Consider the following 16386-nt stretch of genomic DNA (forward strand, 5'->3'; position numbering starts at 1 on the left):
CCTTAGCCGGCACGTCATGCCACAATTGACCCGCGCGCCTTGATCACATTGTGTGATTATATGTTACCAATCCTTAGAAAATCATTGTTGTGCGCTGCACACAACATAGCCGCAGGCTAGCATGGGAACACCGTTGCGCCACAATATACCAGTTTTGCGAGCCATTCGGCGCAGATGCACGCTGAAAATTCTTGTCGCGGCAGCCGCAAGGCCCAATGATTTCATCACCTTGTCGTTAGAACGCGGTTTTCGGCGATATATGCGCCACTTGGCATCTGGCGCAACTGACTGTTGAGCGTTATTGATTCGCAGGGACGTATAATGGGCTGCAGCAACGGAGAAACGCTATGCTCATCCACCGACTTGCCACTCTGACCGGCCTTGCCGTAGCAACGTTGTTCCTGGCCGCGCCAGCCAACGCGCTGACGATGGCCGAATGCAGCACGAAGTATAACGCCGCCAAGGACGCGGGAACACTTTCCGGACAGACCTGGAACCAGTTCCGCAAGGCGCAGTGCGGCGCCGACGCCGCGGCTGCCACGGACACCAAGCCGGCAACAACCAAAGCTGCCGAGACCAAACCGGCCAAGGCAAAGCCCGCGGCCGCCGCAGCCGCGGCCGACAGTACAGCCAAGGGGCTGACCGCCAAGGAATGCAGCACCAAGTACCAGGCGGCCAAGGCCGCCGGCACGCTGAACGGCATGAAGTGGAACGACTTCCGCAAGACCGAATGCGCCGCCGGCGCATCCGCTGCCGCCGACACCAAGCCTGCGACCACCAAGGCCGCCGCCGACGCTGGCGGCAAGGGCCTGTCCATGGCCGAATGCAGCACCAAGTATCAGGCGGCCAAGACGGCGAACACGCTGAAGGGCATGAAGTGGAACGACTTCCGCAAGGCCGAATGCGGCGCCGGCGCATCCGATGACGACACCGTGCCCGCTCCCAGCGAGGCGAGCTATACCAAGGAGCCGGCAAAGCCGACGACGGTTGCACCCAAGGGTGTCACCTTCCCGTCCGCGATCTCGGCGAAGTATGCCAGCGAAACCCCCGGAAAGGGCCGCATGCACACCTGCCTCGACCAGTACTATGTCCTCAAGGACGCCAACGCGCTCGGCGGCCTGAAGTGGATCCAGAAGGGCGGCGGCTTCTACAGCCTCTGCAATGCCAAGCTGAAGGGCTGATACCCGTCATCATCTGAGACGCAAGGCCCGCAAACCGCAAGGTTTGCGGGCTTTTTGCCGCGCCCGGTTGCGTCTCAAATGCTTTGTTCTGAAGACTGCAGGAGCGCGACCAGACTTGAAAGATCGGCGTCGGCCCTGCCAGCCGTCACGCCGCGTCGCATCAGGCCTTGCATCGGCAGGATGAGTTCGGTGCTGACACCGGCGGCCCTGCTGGCATCGACCAGATTGACATAGGCATCGGCCTGCATGCCCAGATTGGAGACGACATTGCTGGTGTGATCTCCGCTGTCGAGCTGCTGCGCCCATTTCGGCAACCCGCCTTGCATCGCTTGAAGCCACGATGTCAGCAGCGGCATGAATTCGCCGGCCGGGATTCCAGCCTTGCCCGTCAGCGCCAATGCCTGGAGCACGCCGGTGAACAACCCGTACATGCCGGCCAGAAGCGAGATGTCGTAGAGCGGCGCGAGACCGGCATCCTCGCCGAGATATTTGCTGGTGCCAAGCGCGTCGAGCCGTCCCGAATGGCTATCGAATGCCTGACCGGAGCCGCTGTAGAGTATCAGGGCATGCCGTCCGCCGATCATCGGCGGCACCGCCATGATGCCGCCGTCGATATAGTCGGCGCCACATTGGGCGGCCCAGACGGACATCGCCCGCGCCTGTTCGGGTGTGCCGTTGGTGAGATTGACCAATGTCCGCCCCGACAAGGCTTGTCGCGCGGGATCAAGCACCTGGTGGACGGTGTCGTAAACGAGGAGGCACGCCACGATCAGCGGGCTCGATCCAATGGCTTCCTCCACGCTCGCCGCCACCATTGCACCCTTGGCCGCCAGGGCTTTTGTCCTTGCCGGTGAGCGGTTCCACACCGTCACCGAATGTCCCTTGTCGAGAAAGGCTCCGGCGAGAGCCGTGCCCATGGCGCCGAGGCCGATTACGGCAATATCACTCATGATGCTTTTCCTGATTCCGCTGCGAAGGTTGGATTGGGATGTCATGCCGGCAAAGGGCTCAGATCCTGGCCCAGGCCGCCATCGACCGTCAGCCGTGCACCCGTGGTGAACGTCGCCTCGAAAGCCAGGAACAGCACGGCCCGCGCGACCTCCTCGACGGTGCCGTGACGTTTCATCGGCGTGACTGCATCGCCGATTGCCATGAAGGCCGCACGTTCCTCGGCGGAGGCGCCGGCCACACCCATCGTCGGCGTATCGATGAACCCCGGACTGACCACATTGACGCGGATCCGGCGCGGCAGAAGCTCGGCGGCCAGCACCTTGGCGAAAGCGCGAAGCGCTGCCTTGGACCCGGAATAGACGCTCATGCCTCCGGAGCCGGATTCATCGGCGATCGACGAGGTGAAGACGATGGCGCCGCCATCCCTGATGAGCGGCAACAGGCGCTGCACGGTGAAGAAGGCGCCTTTGGCATTGATGTTGAAGATGTGGTCGTAGCTGCTTTCGGTGACCCGTTCCACCGGCGCGATATCCGCGACACCTGCATTCATGTGAAGGAAATCGATCTGTCCGAGTTTCTGTCCCACTTCGGCGCCGAGCGTGACGATGTCGGTCATGTCGCTGATGTCGGAGCGAACGACATGGGCTCGCGAAAGCAGCTTGGCGCGGGCGACGTCGATATTGCGTTCGTCGCGACCGGTAATCAGGACGTTCGCGCCGCCTTCGACCAGAGCCTCGGCGACGGCAAGCCCCATGCCGTGCGTGCCGCCTATGACCACGGCCGTCCTGTTCGAATATTGGGTCATGATATCTATCCTTCTGACAAAATCCTCCCTCCGACGGCCTTTGCAGGCCGAAGCAGGGTACCGATATGATGTTGTGGTATTCGCCGCCTTCGGCGATCTGGTCCCAAGCTATGGACCGGCTTGGTTTTTCTCAAGTACCGACAAAAATGTAAGCCACCCACCGATTGCTCAGAATTGGATGAAACATGGGAAAGAAACAGCCCGATAGTTGCGGATTGGGACCGGCACTTGAGGTGATCAGCGGCAAATGGAAGGCATTGCTGCTCTGGCAAATCCACAAGGCGCCGGCGCGATTCGGTGAACTGAAGCGCCTGGTGCCTGACATTAGCGAGAAGATGCTGATCCAGCAGCTGCGCGAGATGGAGGCCGACGGCATCGTCCATCGGGAAATCTTCCCTGAAGTCCCACCCAGGGTCGAATACTCGATCACCGAGTTCGGCATCGAGCTGGATAATGCGCTGATCCCCCTCGCCCTGTGGGGCAAACAACATGCCGACCGTGCAAGCGGGCGGCGCCCAGGCAAGGCAAGCACGCCCGCGCCGCATGTTGCGTGACATGCGGCCTGAAGACGTCGCGGTTCGAGCCACGGCGTTTTTCTTGAAGCGAGCGATCTCTGTTTAGCTTGACGGCCGCGGCTCAATGCCGCCTTCGGACCCTGGACCCTTGTTGCGGCGGTCGCCGGACCCGGGCACGGCCGAACAACGGCTCGGCGGCGTGTCGTCGCCAGGGCCGCGCGCACTTCGTCGTCGATGATCTGTATCGCGGGAAGCCGTGGGAACTATCAATCCGCCCACACTGCCTACCGCCAAGCCTATCAAAGATTCCGGTTGAACATATGAAGAACAAACAGTATACAAAAAGACATCTGACTTGTTATCAACCGGGAGGGTCTTATGCGCAGTTTGAAATTGGCAGTATTGGCTGTGGCGGCATCGGTCGCTTGGAGCGTCGCTCCTGCGAGCGCGCTGACGATGAAGGAATGCGGCGAAACCTATCGGACAGCCAAGGAGAGCGGCACTCTGAACGGCATGGATTGGGCCGCTTTCCGCAAGGAGAAATGCGCGACATCCGCGGCGGAGAGCGCCAGCGAGGACACGGTCAAAACCGCGCTGCCGCCGAAAAAGGAAGCCAGCGCGGCGGTCGCCCCCACTGTGGCGCCGGCGGGCGTGACATTCCCGACCACGCTGGCCGCCGAGTTCAAGACCGAAAAGCCCGCGAAGGCGCGGATGAAGACCTGCCTGCAGGGCTACCACGGCAATAAGGAAGCCGGTACGTTGAACGGCCTTCGCTGGATCCAGAAGGGCGGCGGCTATTACAGCCTGTGCAATGCGCGGCTGAAAGCTGAATCATAAAAATAGAACGGCGGATAAAGCGATTCCTGCAGCCGCCGAGCCGTCGTCCTCGGGCCTGTCCCGAGGATCTGCTGTCGGGCAGTATCTGGGCGCCGTGTATGACCTTTGGGAACCGCGAACTCGGTTGCGTTGGCAGGTCCTCGGGACAAGCCCGAGGACGACGTTCCAAAGTTCGTCCGGCGCGCCTCCTGATCTATGGCGCGCGGCGTGAAGGCCGTTGAGTAGGGTCGATCAAAGAACAGAGCGCTTCTGCGTTCCCTGGAACGGTGAAGCGCCCTGATCTCGACTAGCCCTGCGGCTGCGGCTCCATGCCGCCTTCGGGCTCTGGGCCCTTCTTGCGGCGGCCGCCGGATTTCGGCACGGCCGAGCCACGGCTTGGCGGCGTGTCGTCGCCGAGGTCGCGTGCGGGCTTCTCGCCGGCGATCAGCTGCTTGATCTCGTCACCCGACAGCGTCTCGTATTCGAGCAGGCCCTGCGCCAGTGCGATCCATTCCTTTTTCTTCTTGGTCAGCACCGACTTCGCAGTCGAATAGGCCTCGTCGATCAGGCGGCGCACTTCGCCGTCGATGATCTGCGCCGTCTCTTCCGAGATGTTCTGCGTGCGCGCCACCGAGTGGCCGAGGAACACTTCCTCCTGGTTGTCGCCATAGGCGACATGGCCGAGCTTGTCGGAGAAGCCCCAGCGCGTGACCATGGCGCGCGCCAGCTTGGTTGCCTGCTCGATATCGGAGGAGGCGCCGGACGTGATGTTCTCCTTGCCGAACTTGAACTCCTCGGCGACGCGGCCGCCCATCATGATGGCGAGGCGCGAGACCATGTATTTGTAGCTCATCGAGTAGCGGTCGCCTTCCGGCAACTGCATGACCATGCCGAGCGCGCGGCCGCGCGGAATGATGGTCGCCTTGTGCAGCGGGTCGGCCGACGGCACGTTGAGGGCCAGGATGGCGTGGCCGGCCTCGTGATAGGCGGTCAGTTCCTTCTCGGCCTGCGTCATGGCCGAGGAGCGGCGCTCCGCGCCCATCATGATCTTGTCCTTGGCGTCCTCGAACTCGGCCATGGTGACGAGACGCTTGTTGCGCCTTGCCGCCATCAGAGCCGCTTCGTTGACAAGGTTCATTAGGTCGGCGCCGGAGAAGCCCGGCGTGCCGCGCGCGACCACCTTGAGGTCGACATTGGGCGCCAGCGGCACGTTGCGCACATGCACCTTGAGGATCTTCTCGCGGCCAACGATGTCGGGGTTCGGCACCACCACCTGGCGGTCGAAACGGCCCGGACGCAGCAGCGCCGGGTCGAGCACGTCGGGCCGGTTGGTGGCGGCGATCAGGATGATGCTCTCGTTGGATTCGAAGCCGTCCATCTCGACCAGCAACTGGTTCAGCGTCTGCTCGCGCTCGTCATTGCCGCCGCCCAGCCCGGCGCCGCGATGCCGGCCGACGGCGTCGATTTCGTCGATGAAGATGATGCAGGGCGCGTTCTTCTTGGCCTGGTCGAACATGTCGCGCACGCGGCTGGCGCCGACGCCGACGAACATTTCGACGAAGTCCGAACCCGAAATGGTGAAGAACGGCACGTTGGCCTCACCCGCGACCGAGCGGGCGAGCAGCGTCTTGCCGGTACCGGGAGGGCCGACCAGCAGCACGCCGCGCGGAATCTTGCCGCCGAGGCGCTGGAACTTCTGCGGATCGCGCAGGAACTCGACGATCTCCTCCAGGTCTTCCTTGGCTTCGTCGACACCGGCGACGTCCTGGAAGGTGACGCGTCCATGCGCCTCGGTCAGAAGCTTGGCCTTCGACTTGCCGAAGCCCATGGCGCGCCCGGAGCCGGACTGCATCTGGCGCATGAAGAATATCCAGACGCCCAGGATGAGGATCATCGGCAGCCACGAGATCAGGTAACCGAACAGCGAGTTGGAGCCATCGGTCTCGGGCCGCGCATTGATGGTGACGTTCTTGTCCTGCAGTCGCGAGACCAGCGAGGGGTCACCGGGCGAATAGGTCTGGAAGCCGCTGGAATTATCGGTGTAGGTGCCGGTGATGCGGGCGCCGGCAATGGTCACCGTCTTGACCCGGCCGGCCGCGACATCCTGCAGGAACTGCGAATAAGGCACATCGCTGGAAGCCCCGCGCGTCTGCGGCGTCTGGAACAGATTGAACAGCGCAATGAGCAGGACCGCTATGATCGCCCAGAGCGCGAGGTTGCGATAATTCGGATTCATCAATTGTCCCGTTGGCGTCCGCGAGCGGACACGTGTCATGAGAGGAAACTTGGGCCTAACATAGGGAGAGCACTCCCCCTTGCCAAGCAGAACAGCATGTCTGGGTTAAGCTTTCGCCCAGCATCAACCGGCACTGTGGCCGGCGAATGGCAAGGCGGGAAGCGGGCAAGCGCCAATCAACCGGGCGACGGAGCGCGCCACGGCCAGGTCGAAGGACGGCAGGAAGCGGGCAAAGGGCGCGACCACGGGCGAGGCCTGGAACCCCCGCGATGCCGGCCGATCAGGGGCCGCACCCGCGCTTCCGCCTAACGGCTGTGAGGCCGGTTCAGCCGCCAATGCCGCCCGCATCAGGCTTGGCGGGGTTTCAACCCGGCCGGCCGGCAGCCGCTTCGCGGCCGCCGCCCCCAATGGCGCGATCAACAATGCGTCGCCGCCGTCGCCCAATGTGATCCGGCGCCGGCCATCCCACAGGGTGGCGTCAACCGCTGCTTCGGCGGCCGGCAAGCCACGCATCTCGCGGCGCAGGAAAATGCCGGCGCGCCGGGAATCGACCACCGTCCGCGACAATGTGGCGCAAAGAAATCCGGCCTTCAGCCGGGCGAACAACGCTTCGCTGCGAGCCTGGTCCGGCAGGAAGGCAATTCCTCCCGATGTCGCCAGGAGAATGCGCAGCGCGTAGATGGCGGCCGGGTCCTCGCCGGCGCCGAGCAGAGCCGGATCGAGCCTAATGAGGCCTGCCGCCGGCTGGCTGGCAAAACGCTCGATCAGGCGGGCGGCCTCGGCGCCGAGCCGCGCACGGGCGCCGGCCTCCCGCGCCGCCAACGCCAGCGCATCGTCCATGCGCCGCGCGCCCGCCTCGCCGGCAAGCGTCGCGCGCATGCGCGGCCGCTCGAAGGCTTCATCGGCATTGGTCGGGTCTTCGGCCCAGCCGACTTCCTGGCGCCGCAGGAAATCGCGCAGCACGCCGCGCCGCACGCCAAGAAGCGGGCGCACGATCCAGTCGCGCCAGTCATGCAAAGTGGCGGGCGCCATGCCGGCAAGGCCGCGTCCGTCGTCACGCGCGCCAAGTTTGCGATCGCGCCGCATCAGCACTGTCTCAGCCTGGTCGTCCGATGTGTGGCCGGTCAAGATCAGGCCGACGCCTTCCGCCCGCGCGGCGCTGGACAGCAGCCGGTAGCGCGCCGCCCGCGCCGCCGCCGGCAGGCCGGTCGACGGTTTTTCTCCCGTCCAGTCCAGGATGCGGTGGGCAATGCCGCGCTCCGCGCAAAGCTCCGCCACGGCCCGCGCCTCGTCGGCCGAACCACGCCGCAAGCCATGGTCGACCGTGACGGCCAGCAGCCTGGCGGACGGTAGGGTTCGGTCGAGATGATCTTTGAGAAGGAGAAGGAGCGCGGTCGAGTCGCTGCCTCCGGATACGGCGGCAACGGCGCCGTCGGCAAAATCGATATGCGAGAAAAGTCGTGTCGAAAGATCAGGCTCGGCGTCGAGCATCAACGCATGTCGCCCGAAAACGGTCCCGGCTTCTGAACCGCGACATGGGCGAGAGGAATCAGCACGCAGCCAGGGCCTTCTCCTGCTTGACGCGTTCCTTGAGGGCGTTGGAAATGTCGGGATAGCGCTTGCCGACCTCGCTGAAGGTGGCACAGGCGACGTCGTGCTGCTTGAGGCCGACCAGCGAGACGCCGAGCTTCAACAACATGTCGGGCGCTTTCTTGGCCTTGGGATAGTCCTTGCTGGCGGCGAGGAAGACCTCTGCCGCGTCACGGTACTTCTGCTGGCCAAGCAGCGATTCCCCCAGCCAGTAATGCGCGTCCGCCGTCTTGGCGTCCTTGGGGAAGCGGGAGATATGATCGCGGAAGCCCTGCTCGGCCGTGCCGTAGTCGCCCGACAGGATGAACTGGTAGGAGTTGCGATAGAGCTCTTCCGGATTGTTGGTGTCGGGCAGCGCCGCGACCACCGTGCCGCCGGACTTGCCGGTCTTGGCCGCCGGCGCTCCGGTAGCGGGCGCCGTGTCCTGCATGGGCGCGGTCGACTGGGTGCTGCCGCCGGCATCGACCACGTTGCCGTTCTTGTCGACGGTGATGGTGCCGAAGGTCTTTTCCGGCGCGCCCGTCCCGGTCCCGGTACCCGGAATGACCTTGCCGGGGTCGCCATTGGAGGATTCGACGATGACGTCTTCGACGCTCTGGCCGCCCGACGACTGGCTGGCGGCCTGATTGCCGGTGTCGGCCGGCGCTTGGCCGGCCGGCGCCTCGGCCACGCTGGTGTTGCCGTCGGCCGGCGCGGCCTGTGACTTCTTCTGCGCCGGCGCCTGCCCGCCTTGGCCGCCGCCTTCGAGTTGCTGGAAGCGGAACTCGTTGTCTTCCTGCTGTTTGCGGATCTGTTCCTGCATCTGCAGGATCTGGAAGTTGAGTTCCTCGACCTTGCCGTTGAGCTGCCGCAGCTGGTCCTCGAGACCCGTCACACCGGCGCCGCTCGACTGCGCGAGCTGGACCTGGTCCTGCTTTTTCTGCTCACCGAAAAGGCTTGGCAGTTCGAGTGTCGGCAGATGGAAGGAAAACCCGCTCTCGGTTGATTGCCCGGTGCCGCTCGCCGAAGCGGTTACGCCTGATAGGAGCAGCAACGCCAGCGTGCCGCTCAGAACCGATCTCAAATGCATGTGCCTCTCGCCGTCCAATCGTTAGCTTGTTCGCGCCTTCCAATCGATGTGAGACCAGCCAAGCGCCCTCGGCTCATAGCAGGGCGCGAGACTTCGGCCAAATTTTGTTTCGGGCATCAGGATATGAAAAAGGCGGCCCTGAGGCCGCCTTTCGCAAACAGGTGTTGTATTTTTATCAACCGTTGCGGTGCACGCCCTTCGGCGCGCGAACGCCTCAGGAGCCAGCGCCGCTGAGCGTGGTGACCGCGCGGCGGTTCTGTGACCAGCAGGAAATGTCGTCGCACACCGCGACCGGACGTTCCTTGCCGTAGGATATGGTCTTCAGGCGGCTGGACGAAACGCCCTTGGAAACCAGGAAGTCGCGCGTGGCGGCGGCGCGGCGGGCGCCGAGAGCCAGATTGTATTCGCGCGTGCCGCGTTCGTCGGCATGGCCTTCAACGACAATGGCGTACTGCTTGTACTGGTTCAGCCACTGCGCCTGGCGCGAGAGCGTCGTCTGCGCGTCGGCACGGATCGAGGTCGAATCGGTGTCGAAGAAGATGCGGTCGCCGATATTGACGGTGAAGTCCTGCGCCGAGCCGGGCGTAGCGGCACCCGCGCCGTTGAGGCCGAGATCAGCAGCGCTGTTCGGCGTCTTCTTCGAGGCGCAGCCGGTGATGGCGAGCGCTGCCACCAGCGCGATCATGGCCGGATTCCTGGTAAGTGCTGCGATACGGCCCATGCCGCCTCTCCTTCGCATTCGAGTGATTTCGTTGATCACCCAGTAACCACGTTTGGGTTAACCGGCATTCAAGAAACACGGTTAAAATTTGGTTTAAGCCGCCGTCCGCGGCCGTTACGCCCCAACGCTGAACCAGGGGCGACATTGCGCGCGGACCCTAGGCGGAAATGCGGCCAAAACGCGACGAGGTTGTGAAAAAGGGGCCAAACGGCCCCTTTTCGCATCACTGTAGTCTCGCGGCCTCCCTTACTCCAGCAGCGGCGACCAGGCAGGATCCGAGGCAAAATTCGCGGTCGGGATCGGCTGCTCGTTGCGGCCGGTGAGATCGACCGAAACGAGTTTCGGACCGCCATTGGAGTCGCGGAAGAACATCAGGACGCGGCCGTTCGGCGCCCAGGTCGGCCCTTCCTGCTGGAAACCGGAGGACAGGATGCGCTCGCCGGAGCCGTCGGTCTTCATGACGCCGATCTGGAATTCGCCGCCCGACTGCTTGGTGAAGGCGATGAGGTCGCCGCGCGGCGACCAGACCGGCGTCGAATAGACGCCGTCGCCGAACGAAATACGGGTCTGGCCCGAACCGTCGGAGCCCATGACGTAGATCTGCGCCCGTCCACCGCGGTCCGATGTAAAGACGATCTTGCTGCCGTCGGGCGAATAGGAGGGCGAGGTGTCGATAGCCGTCGAATTGGTCAGCCGCGTCGTCGAGCGGCTGCGCAGGTCCATGGCGAAGATGTTGGAATTGCCGTCATCGCGCAGCAGGCTCATGATCACCTTCTGGCCATCGGGCGAAAAGCGCGGCGCGAACGTCATGCCGGGGAAATTGCCGACCAGTTCGCGCTGCCCGGTCTCGATCTGCAGGAGATAGACCCGGGGCTGGCCGCTTTCATAGGACATGTAGGTGATTTCCTGCCGGTTCGGCGAGAAACGCGGCGTCAGCACGATCGACTTGCCATCCGAGAGATAGCGCACATTGGCGCCGTCCTGGTCCATGATGGCGAGGCGCTTCTTGCGCGCGTTCTTGGCGCCGGACTCGTCGATGAACACGACACGGGTATCGAAATAGCCCTTCTCGCCGGTGATCTTCTCATAGATCGCATCGGCGATGATGTGGGCGACGCGGCGTTGATTGGCGTCGTTGGCGAAAAACTGCTCGCCGGCCAGCTGCGTGTTGCCAAAAATGTCCCACAACCGGTACTGGGCGCGGATGCGGCCATCAGCTTCCTTGCTGACGCTTCCGGTCACCAGAGCCTGCGCGTTGATGACCTTCCAGTCTTCATAGCGGGGAGGGGCGTCGGGGTTCGTGATCTTTTCGACAAAGGCGGCCTTGTCGATCGGCGCGAAAAGTCCTGACCGTTTCAGATCGGCTGTGACGATTGCCGATATCTGCGCTCCGAGCTCTCCCTGAAAGTCGGGGATGGCGATCGGCATCGGCTCGACATTGCCTTTGTTGACGTTGAGCTCGAGGGTTGCCCGAGCAGGCAAAGTAGCGACAGAAACTATGCCCATCGCCATCGCGGCGACCATCAGGAGCGGCTTGAGGATGGATTTCATGTCTTCTCGCTTCTCTTGCTGATTTCTGGGTGCTCAGGCTAAAGGCCAAGCATCGCTCTTGGATCGAAGTTGACGCGAACGTCAGACCATATGTCCTGCTTCCCTGCGGGAACCTGTAATCCGGCAACGTCACATTTCTGCACGGCGCGAACCGCGCTGGCGTCGAATTGGGGGTTGCCGCTGGACTTTTCGACGGTCGGGCGGCCTTCCAGCTTGCCCGAGGCGTCCAGGTTGAAGCGGATGACCACGGTGAAATCCTCGGACCCTTCGAGGCCGACCGGAAGGGTCCAGCAATGACCGAGCTGATCTTCCAACGCCCCTTGCTCGGACTTTGATAGCTTCTGGCCCTGGTCCTTCTCGCCGCCCAGCGAGGCCTGCTGCGTCGAGCGCTTGGCGCCGCCGCCGGATGGCTTCTGCTTGTCGAGCAGGGCCGTTATCTCATCGGCGTTGAACTGCTTGTCGTCCGATTTCGGCTTCGAGGACGCTTGCTTGGCCGGCTTGTCGGCATCCTTGCGGTCCGGCGCCTTGGCGCTTTCGGCCGGCGCCGGCTGCGGCTTCGGCCGCGCTTCGGGCGCCGGCGCCGAACTTGGCAGTTGTGTCTCCTCGGGCGGCGGATCCTTGGCGATCGCCTCGGCGACGGCGTCCGGCTTGACCTCGGGCGTCGGATCGATGGCCGCGGTCTTGTCCTGCGGCGGCGGTGTCGGCGCCGGCTTGGCCGGTGTCGGCTTGGGCTCCGTCTGCTTGACCGGCTCGGGCTTGACCTCTTCCTTGGGCGTCGGCGCCGGCGCCACTTCCGTCGCCGGAGTGGGTTTCGGCTTTTCCTGCGGCTTCGGCACGTCCTCGGCTTTCGGCTGTTCCTTGGGCGTCGGCGCCGGCGGCGGAGCCGACGTCGTGTCGACCGGCTTCGGTTTGGCCTCCGGCGTTATCGGCTTGTCGGTGTCCGTGCTGTTCTCACCCACCTTTTGCGCATCGGGCACGATATCAGGACGCTTGGTCGGCGTTGGCGCCGGCTTCTCATGCATCACGGCCTTCTTGTCGCCCTGCAACGTCTGCGCTACGGCCTCCATCGGCACGATGTCGACCGCGACGGACTCCACATCCGCGGACGGCAGCGCGGCCGGCGCCGACAGCGTGAACAGGCCGAAGGCCAGCACCGCCGTATGCAAGATCACCGATGTGGTGAGGCCGGTCTTCATCTTGCGTCTACTGATCCTGTTCCTGCAGTGAAACCAGGCCGATGTTCTTGTAGCCGGCGGCCGAAATACGGGCCATGACCTTCATGGCCGTGCCGTAGTCTGTCGACTTGTCGCCGCGGATGAAGATGCGTTCCTCGTAGCCGGTCTTGGAGATCGCCTGCAGCTTGGCGACCAGCTCCTCCATCGGAATCTCGGTTTCCTGCAGGAAGATCTTGCCGGTGGCGTCGATCGAGACCGTGATCGGCTGCGTATCGGCATTCATCGCCTTGGCCTGCGTGTCCGGCAGGTCGATCGGCACACCGACGGTCAGCATCGGCGCGGCGACCATGAAGATGATCAACAGCACCAGCATCACGTCGACCATCGGCGTGACGTTGATTTCCGACATCAATGCATGGTGACGGCCGCGCCGCCTGTGTCCGCGCCCGCCGCGTCCTCCACCCATGCCTACGGACATACCCATCAGTTACTCCTCAGGCCTTCGGCGCGACTTTTTCATCGATTTGGCGCGAGAGTATGGCGGAGAACTCATCGGAGAACCCTTCCATGCGCACGGCGATCTTGCTCGCGTCCGACGACAGCTTGTTGTAGGCGATGACCGCGGGAATGGCGGCGAGCAGGCCGATGGCGGTCGCCAGCAGCGCTTCGGCGATGCCGGGGGCGACCACGGCGAGGCTGGTGTTCTTGGAACCGGCGATGGCCTGGAACGAGGTCATGATGCCGATGACGGTGCCGAACAGTCCGATGAACGGTGCGGCCGAACCTGTGGTGGCGAGGAAGCCGAGGCGGCCTTCCAGCTTCTCCATCTCGCGCGTCAGCGCCAGGTCCATGGCCTTGTCGATGCGGGTCTGCAGGCCGAGCGGCGACTTGGCGCCCTTCTCGAAGCTCTTTTTCCATTCGCGCATGGCGGCGACGAAGATGGCGCCCATGCCCGTGGTCTTGCGGTCGGCGAGCGTGCGGTAGAGCTCCTCCAGCGACTGCCCGGACCAGAAAACCTGCTCGAAGCGGTTCAGCGCCAGCCGCATGCGGCCATAGGACACGAGCTTGTCGACAATGATCGCCCAGGTCCACACCGAGGCGCAGAGCAGCCCGATCATGACCAGCTTGACCACCCAGCTGGCCTGCATGAACAAGGCCCAAATCGACAATTGCGCGCCCGGTTCGGCGAGTGCGATATTTTCCATCGTAACGTCCTTAAGATTTTCCGGGCGAAGCTGGCGGCTGGCCCTTGGCATCCCTTGTGGTCGGTTCGCACGAAGCTACCGGACACCCCAAACCGAGCCTTTCGCGGCCTTTTCGGGGCAAATATTGGTGAAAGGAAGGCGCGCGATAACGCCAATCTTCACCAATCTCTTCATGAACCGTTATGGTTAAGGATGGGTTAGTATATAAGGCGCGGCGCATTGCCGCGCCCGGTGGCGGGTCCGATGGCGTCGCGAACGGTGCCGCGTGCCGGGAAGGTAGGATAGCGCCATGCACGCCGCCTCGATGCGCTCGATATAGCCACCGGCACGCGCGGCGCCACTTTCCTTCTCGATGTAACTGTAAATGGCAAAGAGGTCCGACCGCGCCAAGGGTCTGAAAACGACCTTATGCGTCACTTCTCGGCCTTCATGCGATCCGCATGGTGCTGGCGCAATACCTTGAATACGTCCTCGGCCGGGATATCCACGCGCGGGTCGTCGAGTGCCTCCTGCACCTTAGCTCGCATGATGGCGGCGATGACCTGCTCCTCACGGTCAAGGGCGCGAAGCACGGCGCGCATCACTTCACTTGCAGAATCATACGCTCCCGACGCCAGTCGGGCGTCGAGGCTGCTCTGCTGGCGTCCGAGCGTCACGCTTATTGGCTTGCTGGTTCTCGTGGCTGACATTGCAGCACGATGTATGACACTGTCACACTATTTTACGGTCAGCGAACTCTCACATTGCCCCTGCCACACGCCTTCATGCCGGCAGGGCAAATCCGGTCAACCAGCTGAGGTGGGAGACTTCGGCATGAAGGCCGCGACCCATTCCCTGGGAAATCGCCGTGGCCGGCCATTCTCACCGATGATCGCGGCCTCGACCTTGGCCTCGACCAGCACCTCCTCGCCGCGCTTGAGCTGCTGGGCCATGAAGATGCGCGCGCCCGATATCTCCTGCGTGCGGGTGTCGACAGTCAGGATATCGTCGATGCGGGCAGGGCTGCGGAAGTCGATCTCCATGCGGCGCACCACCCACACGATCTTCTCGCCATGCTTGCCGTCGGCGAGTTCGGTATGATGCACCCCGGTGAGCCGGAGATAGTCGGAGCGGCCGCGTTCGAGGAATTCGAGATAGCGTGCGTGATAGACGACGCCGGAGAAATCGGTGTCGGCATAATAGACACGCGCCATCAATCGGTGCCCGGACGCGGTCAGCGCGCCGGAAAGCCCCGCCAGCAATGCCGCCGATTCACCATGATCGCCCATTGCGCTTCCCTTTTGGATGCCGACGCGGCAGGTATTTTGGCGCAATGATCCGATGGCACTGTTGACGACGATGATCAAGACCTTGATGGCAGCCGTGCTGGCGCTGGCGGCTTCCACGCTTCCAGGCGGCGCGGCAACCTTCTCGATGAAGCGCGGCCTCAATCTCGACCAGTGGGTGACCTGGCCCGGCGAGGATCAGTGGGGCAATGCCAGTGCCATTCTGCCCTACCCGGAATGGCGCAAATTTCTCAATGAGGATGACCTCAAGGCGCTGAAGGCGGCCGGCTTCGATTTCCTGCGCATGCCGGTCGATCCGTCGCCTTTCCTCTCGGACAAGACGTCCGGCCTGCGCGACCAGCTCTATGCCAGCGTGCTGGACTCGGCGCGCATGATCAACCGCGCCGGACTGAAGGTCATCGTCGACATGCACCTGATCCCGGCCGGCGGCAGCCGCAAGATCGGCATGGGTGAGGTGATGGGCGACCCGCAGACTTTCGACCTTTATGTCGACATGGTGCGCAAGATGGCGCGCACGCTTGCCGACGAGGATCCCGGGAAAGTCGCCTTCGAACCGATGAACGAGCCGATCGTCGACTGCGACGCCGATGGCACCAGCCTCTGGCCCGACCGCCAGCGGGCATTGTTCGCGGCAGCACGATCCTCGGCGACGAAATTGACGCTGATCCTGACCGGAGCCTGCTATTCCGCCGCTTCGTCACTGGAAAAGATCGATCCCAAGGCGATCCCCGACGACAACGTCATCTGGACCTTCCATTCCTACGATCCGTTCCTGCTCACCCATCAGGGCGCGACCTGGGCCGGTGACTTCATTCCCTATGTGACCGGCCTGCCCTATCCGCTGACAGCGGTGCCCAAGGCGCAGCTCGACGTGACGCTCGACACCATCCGCGCCCGGATCAGGGCCGAGGCGCCGTGGGCGCGGCGGAACGGCCTGCTTGCCTATCTCGACGAACAGGTCGCCGGCATGGACAGCCCCGACAAGCTGCTCGGGCTGATGGATGCGCCGTTCAAGGCCGTCGAGGCCTGGGCAAAGGCGAACGGCGTCAAGCCGGAAGACATTACGCTGGGCGAGTTCGGCATGATCCGCCAGGAATATGGCAACGCCTATGTCATGCCGGCGCAATACCGTGCCGCCTACGTCAGGGACATGGTCGCGCGCGCGGAGGCCCACGGCTTTTCATGGTCGGTGTGGAGCTATGGCGGCGCTTTCGGCATCGTCGATGCGTTCAACGGTGACAAGGCTGAACCGGATGTGATGGATGCGATCCGAAACCTGCCCTGA

Annotated in this window: 17 protein-coding genes; 4 read left to right on the forward strand and 13 right to left on the reverse strand. The window is 63.5% G+C overall.

Translation table 11 applies throughout. The features are described from left to right. The first annotated feature begins 347 nt into the window (after window positions 1-347). A complete protein-coding gene (locus tag FJ967_RS27935; RefSeq protein WP_140735535.1) occupies window positions 348-1181 on the forward strand; it encodes a hypothetical protein in 834 nt (277 codons plus the stop codon). 74 nt (window positions 1182-1255) lie between these two features. On the opposite strand, the gene FJ967_RS27940 is transcribed toward FJ967_RS27935, so the two are convergent. Further along, window positions 1256-2131, reverse strand: a complete 876-nt coding sequence (locus FJ967_RS27940) for an NAD(P)-binding domain-containing protein (protein ID WP_140735536.1) — start codon at window positions 2129-2131, stop codon at window positions 1256-1258. Window positions 2132-2172: 41 nt separating this feature from the next. Then, window positions 2173-2937, reverse strand: coding sequence for an SDR family oxidoreductase (locus FJ967_RS27945; RefSeq protein WP_140735537.1), 765 nt, complete (start codon window positions 2935-2937; stop codon window positions 2173-2175). Between the two features lie 233 nt (window positions 2938-3170). Between FJ967_RS27945 and FJ967_RS27950 the strand changes: the two genes are divergently transcribed. Both FJ967_RS27950 and FJ967_RS27955 read left to right on the forward strand, forming a co-directional pair. Further along, window positions 3171-3491 carry a winged helix-turn-helix transcriptional regulator gene (locus tag FJ967_RS27950; RefSeq protein ID WP_348643117.1) on the forward strand — a complete coding sequence of 107 codons (321 nt, stop codon included), beginning with the start codon at window positions 3171-3173 and terminating at the stop codon, window positions 3489-3491. 339 nt (window positions 3492-3830) lie between these two features. Continuing rightward, on the forward strand, window positions 3831-4289 hold the full coding sequence (locus tag FJ967_RS27955) for a hypothetical protein (protein WP_140735539.1): 459 nt from the start codon (window positions 3831-3833) through the stop codon (window positions 4287-4289). Between the two features lie 286 nt (window positions 4290-4575). Here FJ967_RS27955 and ftsH read toward each other — a convergent pair whose 3' ends face one another. The 11 genes from ftsH to ybgC form a co-directional block, all read right to left on the reverse strand. After that, a complete protein-coding gene (gene ftsH / locus FJ967_RS27960; RefSeq protein WP_348643118.1) occupies window positions 4576-6543 on the reverse strand; it encodes an ATP-dependent zinc metalloprotease FtsH in 1968 nt (655 codons plus the stop codon). 84 nt (window positions 6544-6627) lie between these two features. After that, window positions 6628-7995 (reverse strand): tRNA lysidine(34) synthetase TilS, encoded by a 1368-nt coding sequence (gene tilS / locus FJ967_RS27965; protein ID WP_140735541.1) that lies wholly within the window; start codon window positions 7993-7995, stop codon window positions 6628-6630. 58 nt (window positions 7996-8053) lie between these two features. Beyond that, the gene (gene ybgF / locus FJ967_RS27970) at window positions 8054-9163 is read right to left on the reverse strand and encodes a tol-pal system protein YbgF (protein ID WP_140735542.1); all 1110 of its coding nucleotides are present in this window, start codon (window positions 9161-9163) and stop codon (window positions 8054-8056) included. A 214-nt stretch (window positions 9164-9377) separates the two neighbouring features. Continuing rightward, entirely contained in the window at window positions 9378-9884 is a 507-nt protein-coding gene (gene pal / locus FJ967_RS27975) for a peptidoglycan-associated lipoprotein Pal (protein ID WP_140735543.1), read from the reverse strand. A 246-nt stretch (window positions 9885-10130) separates the two neighbouring features. After that, window positions 10131-11435, reverse strand: coding sequence for a Tol-Pal system beta propeller repeat protein TolB (gene tolB / locus FJ967_RS27980; RefSeq protein WP_140735544.1), 1305 nt, complete (start codon window positions 11433-11435; stop codon window positions 10131-10133). Between the two features lie 38 nt (window positions 11436-11473). Next, window positions 11474-12631, reverse strand: coding sequence for a cell envelope integrity protein TolA (locus FJ967_RS27985; RefSeq protein ID WP_140735545.1), 1158 nt, complete (start codon window positions 12629-12631; stop codon window positions 11474-11476). Between the two features lie 7 nt (window positions 12632-12638). Then, window positions 12639-13094, reverse strand: a complete 456-nt coding sequence (gene tolR / locus FJ967_RS27990; RefSeq protein ID WP_140735546.1) for a protein TolR — start codon at window positions 13092-13094, stop codon at window positions 12639-12641. Window positions 13095-13104: 10 nt separating this feature from the next. Continuing rightward, window positions 13105-13815 carry a protein TolQ gene (gene tolQ / locus FJ967_RS27995; protein ID WP_140735547.1) on the reverse strand — a complete coding sequence of 237 codons (711 nt, stop codon included), beginning with the start codon at window positions 13813-13815 and terminating at the stop codon, window positions 13105-13107. A 186-nt stretch (window positions 13816-14001) separates the two neighbouring features. Beyond that, window positions 14002-14232 carry a type II toxin-antitoxin system RelE/ParE family toxin gene (locus FJ967_RS28000; RefSeq protein WP_246675417.1) on the reverse strand — a complete coding sequence of 77 codons (231 nt, stop codon included), beginning with the start codon at window positions 14230-14232 and terminating at the stop codon, window positions 14002-14004. Further along, entirely contained in the window at window positions 14229-14504 is a 276-nt protein-coding gene (locus FJ967_RS28005) for a type II toxin-antitoxin system ParD family antitoxin (protein WP_140735548.1), read from the reverse strand. Before FJ967_RS28005 ends, FJ967_RS28000 begins: the two co-directional genes overlap by 4 nt. Window positions 14505-14600: 96 nt before the next feature. Then, window positions 14601-15083: a tol-pal system-associated acyl-CoA thioesterase gene (ybgC, locus tag FJ967_RS28010; protein WP_140735549.1), complete on the reverse strand. Its 483-nt coding sequence runs from the start codon at window positions 15081-15083 to the stop codon at window positions 14601-14603. 52 nt (window positions 15084-15135) lie between these two features. Here ybgC and FJ967_RS28015 point away from each other — a divergent pair, with 52 nt between their 5' ends. After that, the gene (locus FJ967_RS28015; RefSeq protein ID WP_140735550.1) at window positions 15136-16386 is read left to right on the forward strand and encodes a cellulase family glycosylhydrolase; all 1251 of its coding nucleotides are present in this window, start codon (window positions 15136-15138) and stop codon (window positions 16384-16386) included.

The organism is Mesorhizobium sp. B2-3-4, assembly GCF_006442315.1.
GTDB lineage: Bacteria > Pseudomonadota > Alphaproteobacteria > Rhizobiales > Rhizobiaceae > Mesorhizobium.